Source organism: Amycolatopsis sp. NPDC102522 (assembly GCF_055584485.1).
The window spans coordinates 977,346-994,830 of sequence record NZ_JBVJLY010000001.1; the positions used below are offsets into that span (position 1 = coordinate 977,346).

The 17,485-nt window shown below is 67.8% G+C and carries 14 protein-coding genes; 10 read left to right on the plus strand and 4 right to left on the minus strand.

The window, feature by feature from the left end; translation table 11 throughout:
• Positions 1 to 16 precede the first annotated feature (16 nt).
• The 5 genes from ACZ6YV_RS04415 (at position 17) to ACZ6YV_RS04435 (ending at position 7,187) form a co-directional block, all read left to right on the plus strand.
• A complete protein-coding gene (locus ACZ6YV_RS04415) occupies positions 17 to 2,245 on the plus strand; it encodes a protein kinase domain-containing protein (RefSeq protein WP_465508262.1) in 2,229 nt (742 codons plus the stop codon).
• A complete protein-coding gene (locus ACZ6YV_RS04420) occupies positions 2,236 to 4,506 on the plus strand; it encodes a serine/threonine-protein kinase (protein WP_465508263.1) in 2,271 nt (756 codons plus the stop codon). Before ACZ6YV_RS04415 ends, ACZ6YV_RS04420 begins: the two co-directional genes overlap by 10 nt.
• Before the next feature lie 351 nt (positions 4,507 to 4,857).
• Positions 4,858 to 5,508 carry a hypothetical protein gene (locus ACZ6YV_RS04425; protein ID WP_378239138.1) on the plus strand — a complete coding sequence of 217 codons (651 nt, stop codon included), beginning with the start codon at positions 4,858 to 4,860 and terminating at the stop codon, positions 5,506 to 5,508.
• A 19-nt stretch (positions 5,509 to 5,527) separates the two neighbouring features.
• A complete protein-coding gene (locus tag ACZ6YV_RS04430; protein WP_465508264.1) occupies positions 5,528 to 6,178 on the plus strand; it encodes an NAD(P)H-binding protein in 651 nt (216 codons plus the stop codon).
• Positions 6,179 to 6,239: 61 nt separating this feature from the next.
• A complete protein-coding gene (locus ACZ6YV_RS04435; protein WP_465508265.1) occupies positions 6,240 to 7,187 on the plus strand; it encodes a ribose-phosphate diphosphokinase in 948 nt (315 codons plus the stop codon).
• 12 nt (positions 7,188 to 7,199) lie between these two features.
• Here the strand turns inward: ACZ6YV_RS04435 and ACZ6YV_RS04440 are convergent, their stop codons facing one another.
• On the minus strand, positions 7,200 to 8,504 hold the full coding sequence (locus tag ACZ6YV_RS04440; RefSeq protein WP_465508266.1) for a D-arabinono-1,4-lactone oxidase: 1,305 nt from the start codon (positions 8,502 to 8,504) through the stop codon (positions 7,200 to 7,202).
• A 103-nt stretch (positions 8,505 to 8,607) separates the two neighbouring features.
• On the opposite strand from ACZ6YV_RS04440, the gene ACZ6YV_RS04445 reads away from it, so the two are divergent.
• Positions 8,608 to 9,792, plus strand: coding sequence for an amino acid deaminase/aldolase (locus ACZ6YV_RS04445; protein WP_465508267.1), 1,185 nt, complete (start codon positions 8,608 to 8,610; stop codon positions 9,790 to 9,792).
• A 534-nt stretch (positions 9,793 to 10,326) separates the two neighbouring features.
• On the opposite strand, the gene ACZ6YV_RS04450 is transcribed toward ACZ6YV_RS04445, so the two are convergent.
• Positions 10,327 to 10,971: a TetR/AcrR family transcriptional regulator gene (locus ACZ6YV_RS04450; protein ID WP_378239143.1), complete on the minus strand. Its 645-nt coding sequence runs from the start codon at positions 10,969 to 10,971 to the stop codon at positions 10,327 to 10,329.
• 126 nt (positions 10,972 to 11,097) lie between these two features.
• On the opposite strand from ACZ6YV_RS04450, the gene ACZ6YV_RS04455 reads away from it, so the two are divergent.
• A complete protein-coding gene (locus ACZ6YV_RS04455; RefSeq protein WP_465508268.1) occupies positions 11,098 to 12,420 on the plus strand; it encodes a GH1 family beta-glucosidase in 1,323 nt (440 codons plus the stop codon).
• On the plus strand, positions 12,413 to 13,669 hold the full coding sequence (locus tag ACZ6YV_RS04460) for an MFS transporter (protein ID WP_465508269.1): 1,257 nt from the start codon (positions 12,413 to 12,415) through the stop codon (positions 13,667 to 13,669). Before ACZ6YV_RS04455 ends, ACZ6YV_RS04460 begins: the two co-directional genes overlap by 8 nt.
• A 317-nt stretch (positions 13,670 to 13,986) precedes the next feature.
• On the opposite strand, the gene ACZ6YV_RS04465 is transcribed toward ACZ6YV_RS04460, so the two are convergent.
• Together ACZ6YV_RS04465 and ACZ6YV_RS04470 are read right to left on the minus strand one after the other, a co-directional pair.
• Entirely contained in the window at positions 13,987 to 14,397 is a 411-nt protein-coding gene (locus tag ACZ6YV_RS04465) for a hypothetical protein (protein ID WP_465508270.1), read from the minus strand.
• Between the two features lie 13 nt (positions 14,398 to 14,410).
• A complete protein-coding gene (locus ACZ6YV_RS04470; protein WP_465508271.1) occupies positions 14,411 to 14,785 on the minus strand; it encodes a hypothetical protein in 375 nt (124 codons plus the stop codon).
• Between the two features lie 316 nt (positions 14,786 to 15,101).
• Between ACZ6YV_RS04470 and ACZ6YV_RS04475 the strand changes: the two genes are divergently transcribed.
• Both ACZ6YV_RS04475 and ACZ6YV_RS04480 read left to right on the plus strand, forming a co-directional pair.
• The gene (locus ACZ6YV_RS04475; protein ID WP_378239149.1) at positions 15,102 to 16,520 is read left to right on the plus strand and encodes a tetratricopeptide repeat protein; all 1,419 of its coding nucleotides are present in this window, start codon (positions 15,102 to 15,104) and stop codon (positions 16,518 to 16,520) included.
• A gap of 67 nt (positions 16,521 to 16,587) precedes the next feature.
• Positions 16,588 to 17,418 carry a phosphotransferase gene (locus ACZ6YV_RS04480; protein ID WP_465508272.1) on the plus strand — a complete coding sequence of 277 codons (831 nt, stop codon included), beginning with the start codon at positions 16,588 to 16,590 and terminating at the stop codon, positions 17,416 to 17,418.
• The last annotated feature ends 67 nt before the right edge of the window (positions 17,419 to 17,485 follow it).

A 17,485-nucleotide genomic window follows, 5' to 3' on the forward strand; every position in this document is an offset into this window, starting at 1 on the left:
AATCGCGGAGGAATCTGTGGACGACTGGGCCTTGCCGGGTTTCACCGAGATGGGATCGCTGGGCGAAGGCGGATTCGGGCGGGTCGTACTGGCCCGGCACGACGAATCCGCGCAGGTCGTGGCCATAAAATACCTGTACACGAGGTTCGCCGCCGACCCGCAACGGCTGGCCGAGTTCCGCCATGAGGCGCAGGTCCTGAGCCGCGTTTCGGGGCCTCACATCGCCCGTCTGCACCAGTTCGTGGAGACCTCACAAGGTGCCGCCATCATCATGGAAGCGGTTCACGGAATCTCGCTGAAGGAGATTCTCGACCGCCAGGACAAGCTCGAACCCGAAGCCGCGCTGGCCATCCTCAAGGGCTCGCTGCTCGGCCTCGCCGGCGCGCACGCCGCGGGCACCGTCCATCGCGACTACAAACCGGCCAACGTCCTGGTCACCCGGGACGGTCAAAGCAAGCTCGTCGACTTCGGCATCGCCGTACTCGCCGGGCAGACCGGCGTCGCGGCAGGCACACCCGCGTACATGGCGCCCGAGCAGTGGTCCGGCGGGATCGCCACCCCCGCGACCGACGTCTACGCCGCGACCTGCGTGTTCTTCCAGTGCGTCGCCGGGCACAAGCCGTACGAGGCCGAACAGACCGAAGTGCTGCGCACGCTGCACGAATACGCCCCGATCCCGTTCGGCGAGGTCCCCGAACCGGTCCGCGACCTCATCGCGCGCGGCATGGCGAAGGACGTCGCCCAGCGGCCGTCGGGAGCGGCCGAGTTCGTCGCCGAACTGGAGTCGTCCGCCAGGAAGGCCTACGGCGAAGACTGGGAGCGCAACGGCTGGCACTGGCTCGCCAAGGGCGCCGGAGTCCTGGTCGCCCTGTCCCCGTTGGCCCTGCTCGGCGCCGGGACCGCCGCCGCGCCGGTCATCGCGGGCGGCGCGGCGGGCGGGGTCGCGGCGACCACCGGCGGCGGGATCGCTGTCGGGCTCAAGGTGACCGCCGCGATCGCCGCCGTCACCGCGGCGGCCGTCGGGACTGTCGTGGTGGTCAACGCCGACAGCGACGACCAGCCGCCACCCCAGACCACGACACTCGCCGCGATGAAGGTCGACCTCCTCACCCGCTCCGAGAAACTCGACGGCTTCGACTTCAACGGCAAGTACGTCCGGATCAGCGGGTTGAAGGACAAGGCTGCCGAGGAGCGGGTCAACAAGGCGCTGATGGAGCCCATCGATGGCTGGCTCACGAGCGTCTGGTCGCCGGGCAACCCGCCGGAGAAGGAACCCGACGGCGACATCCCGCACATGTCCACCACGGCCGAGGTCCTGCGCCAGGACGACAAGCTGCTTTCGGTCGTCTACGAACGCTCGGTCGAGACGGTGCAGCTGGGGAACCACGGTTCCTACGACGTCCGCACCCTCGTGATCGACCTGACCGGCGGCGACGTGATCTCGACCGCGCAGCTGTTCGCCGACGTCGAGGGCAACGCCGAGCGGATGCTGAAACTGGAAGAGCGGTTTTACGCCTCGGCCAAACCGGGTGAGTGCCTCTCCGAGCGGCCGTCACGGCCGGAGCATCTGCCCGCCCGGTCGATGTCGGGTCCGAACGCCGAGGACAGGTCCATCGTGCAGGCGGCGCCCGCGACGAGCGGGATGGTCTTCCACATCAGCGCCTACGTGCTCGGGTACGCGATGGCCTGCAGCCCGACGACGGTCACCGTGCCCTACGACCGGCTGCTCGATCTGCTGAGTCCCGAGGTCGTGAAACTGCTCGGCCTCTCGTCCGCCGGCACGCAGGCGCCACGGACCAAAGAGGCCGACATCGGCGCCTTCGTCATCACCACGTCGGAAAAGTGGTCACTGGTGGCAGGTACGACGCCCGAGCGTCGGCTGGTGACCGCCGAGCAGTGCGTGGGGGAGCAGTGCGCGAACGTCCTTTTCAGTGACAACTCGCGCGTCGACGCGGCCACCCCGGCGTACGAACCGGGCAAGCCGTACAACCGGTCCAACGGCCCGCGTCCGTGTCATTCCCTCGGGGCACCGAGCGAAACGCAGGGTTCACCTGTCTTGCAGAAGAAGGAGCTTCGACCGATCGGCACGAAGAAGGCCGCTTACGAAGAGTGGCGGCTGACGTGTTCCGGAGGCGGCACGGTTACCCAGCGAGTGTGGTTCCTGCCGAAAACACAGCTCGTGATCGTGGACGAATGGAACACTCCAGGCCTCGACGGAATCCTGGAAGAGGCGCGGTGGAACTAACTGACGAGTGGAGACTGCCCGGCTTCACCGAGCTGGAGCAGCTCGGCACGGGCACCTTCGGCCGCGTGGTGCTCGCGCGCCAGGACAACACCGGCCACGTCGTCGCGATCAAGTACCTCTTCTCCCGCTTCGCCGCCGAGCCCGCCTATCTCGACGCGTTCCGCCAGGAAGCGCTGGCGCTGCACCGCGTCGTTAGCCCGCACGTCGTGAAGCTGCACGAATTCTTCGAGACGCCGCAGGGCGCGGCGATCGTGATGGAGGCGATCAACGGCGTCTCACTGCGCTCGGTGCTCCAGGCCGAAGGCGCTCTCGAACCCGAAGCCGCTCTCGCGGTGCTGAAAGGCTCGCTGCTCGGGTTGGCCGCGGCGCACTCCGCCAACGTCGTCCACCGGGACTACAAACCGGCCAACGTCCTTGTCGCCGACACCGGCGAGAGCAAGCTGGTCGACTTCGGCACGGCTGTCCTGGCAGGTGAGCGGGGCCCGGCCGTCGGCACGCCCGCGTACATGGCGCCCGAGCAGTGGTCCGGCGGGCAAGCCACTCCGGCGACCGACGTCTATGCCGCGACCTGTGTGTTCTTCCAGTGCGTCGCCGGGCACAAGCCGTACGAAGCCGAACAGACCGAGGTGCTGCGCACGCTGCACGAACACGCGCCCATCCCGTTCGGTGAAGTCCCGCAGCCGGTGCACGAGATCGTCGCGGCGGGAATGGCGAAGGACCCGTCGAAACGGCCTGTCGACGCGCTCACGTTCGTCGGCGAACTGGAACGCGTCGCCCGCGCGGGGTACGGCGAGGACTGGGAGCGCAAGGGCTGGTCACGGCTGGCGAAGGCGACGGGTGTGCTCGCCGCGGCGACGCCGTTGGTCCTGCTCGGCGCCGGGACGGCGGCCGCTCCAGGGGTCGCCGCCGCCGGAACGGGCGCGGTGGCCGCGTCGACAGGCGGGATCGCGGCCGGACTGAAGATCGCCATCGGCGTCGTCGCGGCGACGGCCGCCGTGGTCGGCTCAGTAGTCGTCTTCTCCGACGCGAGCACTCCGCCGCCGCCGTCGCCGCCGACCACTCAACAGGCCGTCGCGCTCAAGGTCGCCATGAAGACCCGGACCGGGACGGTGCCCGGCACGAACCTCTCCTACAGCGGGGACTACCCCGAGGTGACCGGTTCGCCGGACCAAGCCTGGCTGAAGCGGGTCAACGACGCCTTGACGGCGCCGATCGACGACTGGAACCGCAAAACCGGCCCCGGCGCCGCCAAGCTGGAGCCGGAACGCGGCCCGTACAAGCTCCTCACGAAGGCCGACGTGCGCTCGCAGAACGACCGGTACCTCTCGGTGCGGTACACGCACGATCTCGAGAACAAACCGCATCCGACCTGGAGCTACGGCCGAGCCTCGGTGACCATCGACCTGAAGGAAGGCCGGGCGCTCACGCCCGCCGAACTGTTCGCCCCCGGCGTCCTGTCGGACGACGGAATGGGGAAACTCACCGAGCGGATCTGGCCCGGGAAGGAGCAGTGCGGCGCCCCGACCAGCACTTTCCCGTATCGGCCCCTCAAGTCGGTGGACCTCACCGACGAGCCGAAGGCGTGGCTCGCCTTCGCGCCGACAGCCGTCGAGATCACCGTCAACCTGACCGACCTGGGCTTCACCACCGCCTGCGGTGTCCAGGACTACACGCTGCCTTACGACAAGGTCGCCGATCTCCTGAATCCTGCCCTCGTCGAGGGTGTGACCAGCGGAAAGGCCGTCAAAGGAACGTCGTCCGCCCCGCCGGCGCAAGACCTCACCGACGTCTCGGCCGGCGCGCTGACCCTCCATCTGCCGCCGGGCTGGACCGTCGTCTCGCAGGGGCTGGAGAAGGTGCTCGTCGCTTCGGGCTGTCCGGACCCCAAGAAGTACTTCAACTGCAAGTACGTCCTCCTCACCGACAACACCCGGCAGTCCGCCGAGCAGCCGCCGTATCAGCCAGGCGGCTTCTACCGGCGCAGCGCGGGCGGCCGGGCCTGCAACGCCGCCGGCCGCAAGGACCTCCGCCAGGAGGGTGACGCCGTGCGGACGGTTTCCACCACCGCACCGGTGGGCGGGGCGACGGCGACCTACGAGGAGTGGACGATCCAGTGTGTTCCTCGTGGACAGACGGGCGGAAGCGGCGAGACTCAAGTGACCCAGCGGATCTGGTTCGTCGCGGACAGGCAAGTCGTGGTGATGGACGAATGGCGGACTCCGGGCGTCGAAGATCTCCTCCGCGCCGCGACGATCTCCTGACCTGACCTGCGATGGTCCACAGTGGAATGAGTATTCACTGGGCTGAATGGCCTAACGATTTGCTTCCCTTGCCGCGCCTGTGTTCGGTGGCGGCCAGTCCGTACCCGTGACCGTTCGGAGCCAACCGGTAACACCACTTACCTCGCTCTCACTCGGTTGGCGGCACGGTCGGACTGAAGTCCGACGACCGCCTACCGACCGGTCACCGATGACAAGGCGCCGCCGATCGCAGCCACTCCCGTTGTCCGGCGCCGCCGCCACCATGCCCTGTTAGACAGGTCAAGTGCCGCTTCCACCGAGGTGGCACGGGATGAAGAGCCTTAGGGAAACCAGGTTCGAAGGAGGCGGAACGTGGCGGCTACACCGAATATGGAGAGTTCGACGGTCGCCGGTGGCGCGAAGCGCAGCCGGTCACTGCCGAGCCGGGTGGTGCCGCCGATCGAACTGCCCGCGAGCGTCGAGGAGCTTTCGCGCAAGGCGGCGGCCCTGCTCGGCTGGAACGGCATCGTCTTGCCGGAGACCACCGTGCTCGGCCGCAAGATCTGCGTGGTCGCCCGGCTCCGTACCGACGTGCACGCGGAGCGCATCGCGATGGGCATGGGTCCCGTCGTCGATCGCGCCACCGTCGACACCTGGACATGGCCAGAGCTGGCCGCGACCGCACCCGCGCCGGCCGCCGAGATCATCGGTGTCCTCGCGGTCGCCCGGCACTGGCGCACCGCGATGGCCTCAGCGGTCCCGTTCGCGCGTTACGGCGAGGCCGCGATGGTGCTCCCATCGCCAGCCGTACTGACGGAAGACTATGTCGGCAACTGCCTGCCGCGTGCCCGCGCCTACGGGCTCGGCATCGTCACCGCCGACCCCAACGCGGTGACCGACCTCGACCTCGAGGGCCACAACGAGCGCATGATCCTGGACGAGGACCCGGTTTCGCGCCTGGTCAACGAGATCGTCTACGACCAGCTGCTGCGCGGCACCGAGCTCGCTGCCGAAGTGGACTGAACGCACTACCCTCGGCTTCATGCGAGTCGTCATTGCGGGTGGACACGGACAGATCGCGCTGAAGCTGGAGAAACTCCTCTCTTCGCGCGGTGATCAGGCGGTGGGGATCGTGCGTAATCCCGACCACGTCGCCGATCTCGAGGCCGCCGGTGCCGAAGCCGTCGTCCTCGACCTGGAAAAGTCCGATGTGGACGCCGTCGCCAAGGTGCTCGACGGCGCCGACGCCGCGATCTTCGCGGCGGGCGCCGGGCCCGGCAGCGGCACGGACCGCAAGGACACTGTGGACAGAGCTGCCGCGGAACTCTTCGCGGCGGCGTCGGTGCAGGCGGGCGTGCGGCGGCACATCCAGGTCGGGTCCATGGGAGCCGACAAAGGGGAGACAGCGGACGTTCCGGACGATTTCCGGATTTACCTCAAAGCCAAGAAAGCGGCCGAGGACGCTCTGCGCGCCCATGATCTCGAGTGGACGATCCTGCGGCCGGGACAACTCACGAACGACGAAGGCACCGGCGAGATCCGGATCGCCGAAGCGACGGGGCGTGGGCCGATCCCGCGCCAGGACGTCGCCGCGATCCTCGTCGCGCTGCTCGACAATCCGGCGACGGCGGGCCGCGTCCTCGAAGCGATCTCGGGTGATACTGCTATCTCTCAGGCCGTTTCCGCTCTGTGAAATCCCCGGTCCTGGCTAGTGTGTGGACGTAATCCGTCAGTTAAGTGAACGGAGTAGGTCCTTGCGCGAGGACATCGCGGTTTTCAGCGGTAGCGCACATCCCGAGCTCGCCGAAGAGATCTGTGCCCATCTCGGTGTTCCGCTGCATCCCGTGCGGGTGCAGCGGTTCGCCAACGACTGCCTCGAAGTCCAGCTCGGGGCGAACTGCCGCGAGCGCGACGTCTTCCTGATCCAGCCACTGGTGCGGCCGGTGCAGGAGAATCTCGTCGAACTGCTGTTGATGCTGGACGCCGCACGGGGCGCGTCGGCGAAGCGGATCACCGTCGTCATGCCGCACTACTCGTACGCGCGGTCGGACAAGAAGGACGCGCCGCGGATCTCGATCGGCGGCCGTCTCGTCGCCGACCTCATGGCGACCGCCGGCGCCGATCGCGTCCTCGCGATGACCCTGCACTCGCCGCAGGTGCACGGCTTCTTCAGCGTCCCTGTCGATCACCTGCACGCGTTGCAGGAACTGGCGAAGCACTTCCGCCAGTACGACCTCTCCGCGACCACCGTTGTCTCGCCGGATCTCGGCAACGCCAAGGAAGCCGCGCATTTCGCGCGGCTGCTCGGGGTTCAGGTCGCCGCTGGTGCGAAGCAGCGCTTCGCCGACGACAGGGTCGAGATCAGCTCGGTGATCGGTGAGATCACCGGCCGCGACGTGATCGTCCTCGACGACGAGATCGCCAAGGGCAGCACGGTGCTCGAACTGCTCTCGAAGTTGCGGGAGCTGAAGCCGCGCTCGATCCGCGTCGCCTGCACGCACGGGCTGTTCTCCAGCGGCGCGCTGAAGCGGATCGGCGAGCAGGACGACGTGCTGGAGATCGTCTGCACCAACACGGTGCCGATCCCGCCGGAGGAGCAGAGCCCGAAGCTGCGGGTCCTGTCCATCGCGCCCGCGCTGGCGGAGGCGATGCGGCGGATCCACAACGGAGAGTCCGTCAGCGCACTCTTTGAAACAGCTTAGGTCTGCGACGGCTTAAACGGTTCCCAGGACCCGGTCGAGGTAGGTGTTCGTGAAGACCCCGGCCGGGTCCACCTCCTTGCGGACCCGCAGGAAGTCGTCGAACCGCGGGTACCGCGAGCGCAGCGTCGCGGCGTCGAGGTCGTGCATCTTGCCCCAGTGCGGGCGGCCGCCGACCTCGCCGACGATCGACGCGAATCCGGCGAAGTACTCGCGGTAGGGCATGCCGAGGAACTGGTGGATCGCGATGTAGGCCGAGTCGCGGCCGTTCGCGGTCGAAAGCCAGATGTCGTCCGCGGCCGCGACGCGCACCTCGACCGGGAACATCACCGGGTTCTCCAGCTTCGGCACCAGCGCGCGGAGTTCGGCGAAGACGTCGAGCAGCGATTCGCGGGGGACCGCGAACTCCGACTCGACGAACCGGACACCGCGATGGGTCACGAAGACGCGATGCGAGGTGTCGCTGTAGTCGCGGGCGGAGAGGACGTTCGAGGCGAACTTGCCGAGCGGCCGCACGAGTTTCGGCACCGCGCGGCCGAGACGGCACAGACCGCCGAACGCGAGGTTCTCCGTGACCTCGTAGTCGACGAATTCCTTCACCTTGCTCAGCGGGCGGCGTTCACTGCCCGCCGGCAGCCGGTTGTTGCGCTTGACCAGGGCGTTCTTGCCGTAGGGGAACCAGTAGAACTCGAAGTGGTCGTTCTCGTCGGCGAACTGCTCGAAGCCTTCGAGGACCTGTTCCAGGGGTTCCGGCCGCTCCTGGGCGGAGAGCAGGAACGACGGTTCGACCTGCAGGGTGACCGTGCTGATGACGCCGAGCGCGCCGAGGCCGACCCTCGCGGCGGAGAAGAGATCGGGACGTTCGTCGGCCGAGCAGGTGACCACGGTGCCGTCGGCGAGAACGAGTTCGAGCGCGGCGATCTGGGTGGCGATCCCGCCGAGGCGGGCGCCGGTGCCGTGGGTGCCGGTCGAGATCGCGCCCGAGACGGTCTGCGCGTCGATGTCACCGAGGTTGGTCATCGCCAGCCCGAGCGCGTCGAGTTCGGCGTTGAGCTGCTTGAGCGTGGTGCCCGAGCAGACCGTGACCAGGCCTTTCTCGACGTCGGCCGACGCGATACCGGTCCAGCCGGTCAGCTCCATGGCGTCCGAATCCGCCGCGGCGATGGCCGTGAACGAGTGGCCGCTGCCCAGCGGGCGCAGGTGTCGTCCGTCCGCGGCGGACCGGCCGATCGCCTCGGCGATCTCCTCCGTGCCGCGCGGCCGGTGCACGCGCAGGGGTGCGGCCGCCGCGGTTCCGGCCCAGTTGGTCCACCGAGTCATGCGCCACCCGTTCCGTGAGCTTCTGCCCTTGAGATGTTCGAGTGCCGAAACAGTAAGTGAATAGTATTCGCGTTTCAAGCCCTTCTGTCGTACCTTAGTTCGGGTGACCAGTGCGACGGTGTACGACTTGGCGACGAAGGACCTGGATCCTCCGTTCGCGGTAGTCGACTTGGATGCGTTCGACGCGAACGGCGCCGACCTGCTGCGGCGGGCGAACGGCAAACCGATCCGCGTGGTCAGCAAGTCCGTCCGCTGCCGATACCTGCTCGAACGGGCGCTCGCGCGGCCCGGCTTCGAAGGCCTCATGTGCTACTCGCTCGCCGAAGCCGTCTGGCATGTCGAGCAGGGGACGTCCGAGGACATCGTGGTGGCGTACCCGACCGCCGACCACGGCGCGCTGCGGCGGCTGGCGGCGAACGACCGTGCGCGGGCGGCGATTTCGATCATGGTCGATTCGCCCGAACACCTGGATCTGGTCGATGCCGCGCTCGGGCAAGGGCATCCCGAAATCCGTGTTTGTCTCGAACTCGACGCCTCGTGGCGGCCGCTGCCCGGAGTGCACATCGGTACCCGGCGCTCGCCGGTGTTCAGCCCGCGGCAGGCCGCGGATCTGGCGCGGACCATCTTGTCCCGCAAGGGTTTCCGGCTCGTCGGGATGATGGCCTACGAAGGCCAGATCGCCGGGCTCGGCGACTCGGCGGGCAGCGGCGTCAAGAACTCGGTCATCGGCTGGATGCAGCGGAAGTCCATTGTGGAAATCGCGAAGCGCCGAGCGGCCGCGGTGAAAGCGGTGCGGGCGCTGGCGGACCTGGAGTTCGTCAACGGCGGCGGCAGCGGCAGCGTGGAGTCGACCGGCGCCGAAGCGGCCGTCACCGAAATCGCGGCGGGCTCGGGCCTGATCGGGCCGACGCTTTTCGACGGCTACGCGCACTTCTCGCCGCGCCCGGCCGCGATGTTCGCGCTCCCCGTGGTCCGACGTCCGGCGCCGAAGGTCGCGACGCTCTTCTCCGGCGGCTACATCGCTTCTGGCCCAACGGAGTCTTCGCGACAGCCGACGCCCTACCTGCCCGAAGGTCTCTCGCTGCTCGGCTTCGAAGGAGCCGGCGAAGTCCAGACCCCCGTCTCCGGCGAAGCCGCCCGCCACCTGCGGCTCGGCGACCGAGTCTGGCTGCGCCACGCCAAAGCCGGCGAACTCGCCGAACGCTTCACGCACTACCACGTCGTCATCGGCGACCGGGTCGACCGGACCGTCCCCACCTACCGAGGCGAGTCCCAAAACTTCGGCTGACCCGCGAACCCCACCCCCCACCCATCCCTGGGGGGCGCGCCCTGCACCAGCGTAGCGGGAGGGGGTGTCGGCGAGTGGGGTTCCGAGGGCTGAGGGGCGAGGTTGTCCACAACTGTGGGTGGGTGTGGACAGCTTATGTGGACAACTGGATAAGGCCAGGTCAGCGTAGGCGGAGGCGTGGCTGGTGGGAGTTGTGTGACTGGTGAGACTGAGGAACCGGGCATCGGCGGACACGAATGGAGCAAGGGGGATCCGCCGGTGACGGCAAGGCCACCTTCAGGACGTCGAGCGTCCTGAAGGTGGCCTTCGCGACGTCCGGGCAGCGGGCATCGAGTCCATAGTGGACGGACGTGGGCCGAAGGGGACTTTCGCCGCATCGGACGTAGCGAAAGCGTCCTTCGGACACCAGTGCGCGTAGGTGGCTGATCGCATGGGCCGCGGAGGTCGCGAAAGCCACTTTGGGGACATCCGACGTCGCGAAAGTGGCTTTCGCGACACCCGGACGCCCCGGAGCCCGACCAACCCGACCAGCCTTCAGGCCTCGCCGAACTTGCTCGCCAGGTATCCCTTCACCACCGACTTCGCCTCCGCCACGATCCGCTCGTCCCCTCGCGGGTCACGACGGAAAGCCAGCTTCAGCAGCGCGTCCGCCGTCTCGTTCGCGATCGTCAGCGCGAACCGGATGTCGTCCAGCGGCGACGGGATCCGTGCCGAAAGGATGTCGGTGAGCGCGTCGACGATGACGGCGTTGTTGTCCCGGGTCTCGTCCAGGAGCTGCCTGTCCACGACGTCACCGAAGTGGACCTTCGAGAATCCCGGGACCTCGCGGTGCATCGCGAGATAGATGTCGAGGATCGAATCCACGACATCCCACCAGTGCTCGGGTGCGAGCTCGTTCAAGGTTTCGGACACCGAGGCGACGAACCGTTCGAGATTGCGCTGCGTCAGTGCCTGCACCACGGCCCGTTTGTCGGGAAAGAACTGGTACAGCGAACCGACGGCCACCCCGGCGCGCTTCGCGATCAGTGTGGTCGTCAGTGCGTCGTAACCGAGCTCGTCGATCAGCTGCGCGCTGGCGTCGAGCATCTGCTCCACCCGCTTGGCACTGCGCTGCTGAACGGGCTGCCGCCGGAGCGGAGTCGTCTCCGCTTGCGGTTTCGCGGCCTGGATGTCGGACACTCGGGCTCCTCCTTCGCTGATCTGCGACTTTATCGTGCCGACGGGGTTCCCCACGGTCGAGTGAAGGCATAGTATCTGAGAACTTTTCATGTTCGGCCGAGTCTGAAGAGGAAAGGTGTGCCGCCGGTGGAGAATCCGACCTTCCCGTCCGAATTCCTGTGGGGTGTTTCGACCTCCGCCTTCCAGATCGAGGGGGCGACGAAGGAGGGTGGCCGAGGACAGTCCATTTGGGACACCTTCACCGAAACGGAGGGAAAGATCGCGCGGGCCGAGCACGCCGAGGTGGCCGCCGACCACTTCCACCGCTACCGCGAGGACATCGCGCTGATGGCCGAACTCGGTGTCGGCGCGTACCGCATGTCCTTCGCCTGGCCCAGGATCCAGCCCGACGGCGAAGGCAAGCCGAACGCCGAAGGCCTTGCCTTCTATGACGAAGTGATCGACGAGGTCTGCGCAGCCGGTCTCGCGCCGACGGGAACGCTCTTCCACTGGGACCTCCCGCAGGCACTCGAAGACAACGGCGGCTGGCTCTCCCGTGATACCGCCGAACGGTTCGCGGAGTACGCCGCCATCCTGGGCGAGCGCTTCTCCGATCGGGTGAAAATGTGGATCCCGCTCAACGAGCCCATGGTCATGTCGATCTTCGGGTACGCGATCGGCGAGTACGCCCCCGGCAAGACACTTCTGCTCGACGCCCTGCCCACCGCGCACTACCAGAATCTCGCGCACGGTCTCGCCGTCCAAGCTCTCCGCGCGAACGGCGCCCGCGGTGTCGGCACGGCCAACAACCATTCGCCGATCTGGCCCGCCTCCGATTCTCCGGAAGACAAGGCCGCGGGCGAATGGATCGACGCCCTCATCAATCGCACTTACGCGGATCCGGTGCTGCTCGGCAGTTATCCCGAACAAGTCGTCGAACATCTCCCGGCGGGCTTCGCCGACGATCTGCCCACCATCGCGCAGCCGCTCGACTTCTATGGGGTGAATTACTACGAGCCGCAGGGCGTCGCCGCCCCCGGCGAAGGTAATCCGCTTCCCTTCGAGCTTCGCGCGATCGAGGGCTATCCCATGACCACCAACGATTCGCCGATCGTCCCGCACGGGCTGCGTGAGCTGCTCGTCGGCTTCCACGAGCGCTACCGCGAGCACCTCCCGCCCGTCTACATCACCGAGAACGGCTGCAGTTTCGACGACGTCGTCGCCGAGGACGGGCAAGTCCACGATCCGGAGCGCATCGACTTCCTCGACAGCCACCTGGTCGCGATACGCGAAGCGATGGACGCCGGCGTCGACATCCGCGGGTACTTCGTCTGGTCGCTGATGGACAACTTCGAATGGTCGAAGGGCTACCAGCCGCGCTTCGGCCTGGTGCACATCGACTACGAGACGCAGAAGCGGACCCCGAAGGATTCCTTCGGCTGGTACCGGGAACTGATCCGCCATGAGTGAGGTCAGGGAGCTGCCCGAGGCGCTCGCCGAGCCGGTCGCCAGAGTTCGCGCGGGTTGGATGAGCCTGCTCTTCTTCGCGAACATCGCGCTCTGGCTCGGCGTCTACGCGCCCATCCAGGTCCTGCTGCCGAAGCAGGCCGAAATTCTGGACGCGGCCAACAAGGAAGCCGTCTTCAGTCTCGTCACCGGGGTCGGCGCGGTCGTCGCGCTGATCGCCAACCCGGCCGTCGGCCTGCTCTCGGACCGCACCTGTTCCGCCCGCGGCCGCCGCCATCCGTGGACGGCCGCCGGTGCGGCGGTCGCCGCGGCCGGGCTGCTCGTCCTCGGGTTCGCGCCGAACGTCGCGGTCATGGTGCTCGGCTGGTGCCTGGTCCAGGCGGGGTTGAACGGAATGCTCGCGATGCTGGTCTCCGCGATCGCGGACCGGGTGCCCGTGGCCCAGCGCGCGCAGGTCGGCGGGCTGGTCGGCATCGCCCAGATGCTCGGGACCGTGCTCGGCGCGGTGGTGGTCGTGGTGATGCTCGACCTCGCCGGTCTCCCGTTGGGCTACGCGGTGTGCGCGGCCATCGTGCTGGCCGGCGCGGCGGCGTTCGTCCTGCGCACGCCGGACGCGCGGCTGCCGGTCGCGTTCCGGCCGTCCGCGCGGACCCGGGACGTGCTGACGAACCTGTGGATCTCCCCGCGCAAGCACCCGGACTTCGCCTGGGCGTGGGGCTGTCACTTCATGATCGGGCTCGGCAACGCCTTCGGAACGCTGTACCTGCTGTTCTTCCTCAAGGACGCGGTGCACTACGAAGACCCGGACACCGGACTGCTGATCATGATGGGCCTCTACGGCGCCGCCCTCGTCGTCGGCGCGCTCCTCGCCGGGCACTTCTCCGACAAGTCCGGACGCCGCAAGCCCTACGTCCTCGCCGCGTCAGCGGTGATGGCCGTCGCCGCGCTGCTGCTCGTCGTGTGGCAGAACTGGACGGCCGCGCTCGTGGCGTCGCCGTTGCTGGGAGTCGGTTTCGGCGCGTACATGGCTGTCGCGCTGGCGATGCTCACGCAGGTTTTGCCCGCCGCGCAGGACCGGGCGAAGGACCTCGGGGTCATCAACATCGCGAATTCGCTGCCGCAGGTGGTGGCGCCGATGCTGACCGCGCCGATTTTGGCCTACCTGGGCGGGTATCCGAGCCTCTTCGCGGCTTCGGCACTGTCCACCGTCATCGCCGCGGTGCTGGTCACGCGGGTGAAAACGGTCAATTGACAGAAATTTTGGAGACCGCGGACCGGTGCCGGTCGGGGGAGGGGAGTGCAACGGCACCGGCCCGCGGGGTTCGGGGGATGACAACGCGGACCTCGGGGCAGGTATCGCGCTGCGTTCGTGATCATCAACTTAGCGACCGATTACTGCGTTCGCTAGGTGTTCTGCCGATAATTTTCGATTAATCGCGGTGGGGACCGGAGTGATTACCGAGAGCGTCTCGTCGCGTTCGGGGGTACGCGCGAACCGCTGCCGGCGAAGGCGAGTTCATGGCGTGGTTGCCGAGGGGGCGCTCGGACCGCCGTTCACTCGCCGGCTTATCAGGCGTGCACGCTGCCGATGGCCGCACGACGCGGGTTGACCAGCGCGTGCCTGCCGGTGGTTTCGGCCGGGCTCACGCGGCTCTGCCCGGGAACGCGGCGCCGGTGGTCCTGGGTGGCGGCGGTCTGCTGGGGGGCGAGGCCACCGGCGACCAGGTGCTCGTGCGCGACCTGCCATACCGAGCAGGGGGCTTTGCACTTGTGCCAACGGGTCGAGCAGGTGGGGCAGTCCCCGCGCTCGTCGGGCTCGTGCGCCTGGAGCATCGCGCGCCAGCCTTCGGTCAGCCGGGGGAGCTCCGAGCGGGCGACCGACACGAGCGACTGCGCGTCGGCCCGGGTCGCGAGATCGGAGAGCATGTCGAGGCGTTCCCAAACCGCGTTGCGGAGGACTTGCCCTAGGACCTGATCCACGGAGAACTCACCGTTACCTTTCCGCCATCTTGGCGGCTTCGTTGAGCGCTGCCCTGAGCTGTCCGAGCTGGCCGGACGTCAGGCGCGCGGTCTCTCCTGGCGGCGAGACGAGAACCACCTGGTTGTCTTCGACGAACACGGTGACGGCGCGTTCGCGGCTGATGAGATCGCCGCACTGCACCCGCCAGATCAGCTGTCCGCCTTCGTAACGGCGCACGCTCGCGGTACGGGGGTCGACCGTGGCCGAAGGAGAGACCGGACGGGTGACGCCGGGGGTGACGCCGACCGCCTGCTGACCGGCGGGGCCGGCCGCACGCAGGTGACGCGTGGCCATACCGGGCCGTCCCGCGGTGATGGAGCCTGTTGCGATCGAGTCCACGAACTCCACTGGCTCTTCTCCGCTCTCTCGTTCACGTCGTCTTCGTAACCGCGTTTCCGCACCTGTAGGGGTTCGGAGACTTGGTAGCTCTCTGTGATCGCTGCCGGTGGCTGGTCGGTCACGGAGATCTGACAACTACAGTGATGTGAAACCGAGTGCGATAGAAGGTCGAACCGCCGTCATAGCGGTGACCGGACGAGGTTTCACGGTAAGCGGTCAAACGACTTCTGCCGGGCCGATCACAACGGGCATTCCGGTGTTTCGCACGGTTGAATAGGTGTGCCTACGCTGTTTCTAGACCCCAACGGAACTGTGAGGGGGCGCAATGGACGCCAGTATCGGTGGCGGCGCTGTCGCCGGCTCGAACGCGAAGACCACGAACGCGTCGGGCCGCCAGAGTCACCCCGTACCGCCGGATGCCTGGGAACAGGCGGAGATGCGAGCGGCACTGGCGACACGGGAGATCTCCTCCGTGTACCGGCTGTTGCGCAAGCACGGTGTTTCGCAGCGTCAGATCGCCGCGATGACCGGCCAGTCGCAGTCCGAGGTGTCCGAGATCCTCAAAGGTCGCCAGGTGATGGCGTACGACGTGCTCACCCGCATCGCTGACGGCCTTGGTGTCCCACGGGGATACATGGGTCTCGCCTATGACGAGGCGACAGCGATAAAGGTCGTCGGCGCTGCCGACGGCCAGCAGGCGGAGGAGGACGAGTCCGTGAAGCGACGGAGGTTCCTCGCACACGCCGCCCAGGTCACGATGGGTGCGGCGGTGTTCGGTCCGGAATCGGGGACGTGGTCGGCCGGGCCGGCGAAGACGCCCGCCCCCGGGCGGATCGGCATGACCGACGTCCGCCAGGTGGAAGCCGCGACCAGAGCGCTCCGGTCCCTCGACTACCAGTACGGCGGCGGTTTCTGCCGCGACGCCGTGGTCGCGCAGCTGTCCTGGGGACAGCAGATGCTCGAGTCCAACGGCACCGAAATGGTCAAGAACCGGCTGTACGTGGCGCTGGCCGACCTGCACAGCCTGGCGGGCTGGACGTCCTTCGACACCGGCCTCATGGACTCCGCGCGCGGCCATTTCGCGAACGCGCTGGACCTGGCCAAACAGGGCGACAACCACCCGCTGGTGGCCAACGTCCTCTACCGCATGGGGCGCGTCTACCTGCACCAGGACGCTCCGAACGACGCGCTGAAGCTGTTCCAGCTCGGCCAGATCGCCGCCCAGGAATCGGGCTCCGAGCTGGCGGTCGCCGTGCTCTGCGCCAACGAGGCGTGGGCCTACGCGATGATGGGCAACGAGGAACAGGCCGTGAAGCTGCTCGGCCGGAGCAAGGACGAATTCGCCCGTGCCAACCTGGCCGAGGCCGAATCCTGGGTCAAGTTCTTCACCGAGACAGACGTCTACGCCATGATCGGCACCGTGCACACCGTGCTCGCCGCGAAGAACGCCGAGCACACCAAGTACGCGATCCCGGCGCTGACCAAGGCCGTCGAGTCCTACGACGACGACATGGCCCGCAGCAAGACGTTCATGCTCAGCGCGCTGGCCACGAACCACCTGCTCGAAGGCGATCTCGATCATGGCGCCAAGGTGGGCTCGAAGGCCGTCGACTGTGCCGAGGGCATCAAGTCGGAGCGGGTGAAGGACCGGATGCGGCCGCTGCAGGTCGAGGCGGAACGCCGCCGGAACAACGCCGACGCCCGTGACCTCGCCGACCGCCTCAACTCCTTCTACGCCGCCTGAGCCGACCGGATCGGTCGGCCGGTTCACGCCCGGCAAACTACGCGACGCCCTGGGGCGGACGTGCGAGATGCTGGGCGTGGACCCCGAAGGCGCCCGGCTGCTGAGGTTCACCAACAACGCCGTCTACGAGCTGGCGAGCGCGCCGTTCGTCGTGCGGATCGTCGGCTCCACCCTGCTGCGGCACCGCGTCGGCACGGTCGTGCGGGTCGCGCGCCACTTCGAACGGCACGACGTGCCCGCAATCCGCTTGATTCCCGGCATCGACCAGCCGCTGCCGGTCGGCGAGCATCTCGTGACGGTCTGGTGGAAGGTGCCGGAGACCGGCCGGAAGGCGAGGTCTGCGGACCTCGCCGCGCTGCTGCGCCGGGTCCACGCGCTCGAACCGCCCGAGGGCCTCGCCCAGTGGGCGCCGTTCGCCGCGGTCCGGGCCCGGGTGTCGGACGCGGAGGAGCTGGCCGAGGGCGACAGGCGCTTCCTCCTGGAGCGCTGTGCCGAGGTCGAAGCCGCCCTCGCGACACTCGACTTCCCCCTGCCCAGGGGCCTCGTCCACGGGGACGCGCACACCGGGAACGTGATCGGCGGACCGGACGGGCCGGTGCTGTGCGATTTCGATTCGTCCTGTGTCGGACCGCCGGAATGGGATCTGACGCCGCTCGCCGTCGGCCATGAACGGTTCGGTGATCCACCCGCTCGCTATCGCGTGTTCGCCGAGCGGTACGGATTCGACGTGACCACCTGGTCCGGGTTCCCGGTTTTGCGCGCGATCCGTGAACTGAAGCTCACCACGAGTGTTCTCCCGATTCTCCGGAGTCATCCCGGCGTACGCGATGAGCTGCGGAAACGGTTGGACGATCTTCGGAACGGGCGCACCGGCGCGCGGTGGAACCGGTATCGGTGACTCACCCGGGAACGGCAATCTGCACGTGCATTCGCCGACACCGAATGACCGCTCGTCGCTTGTCCGA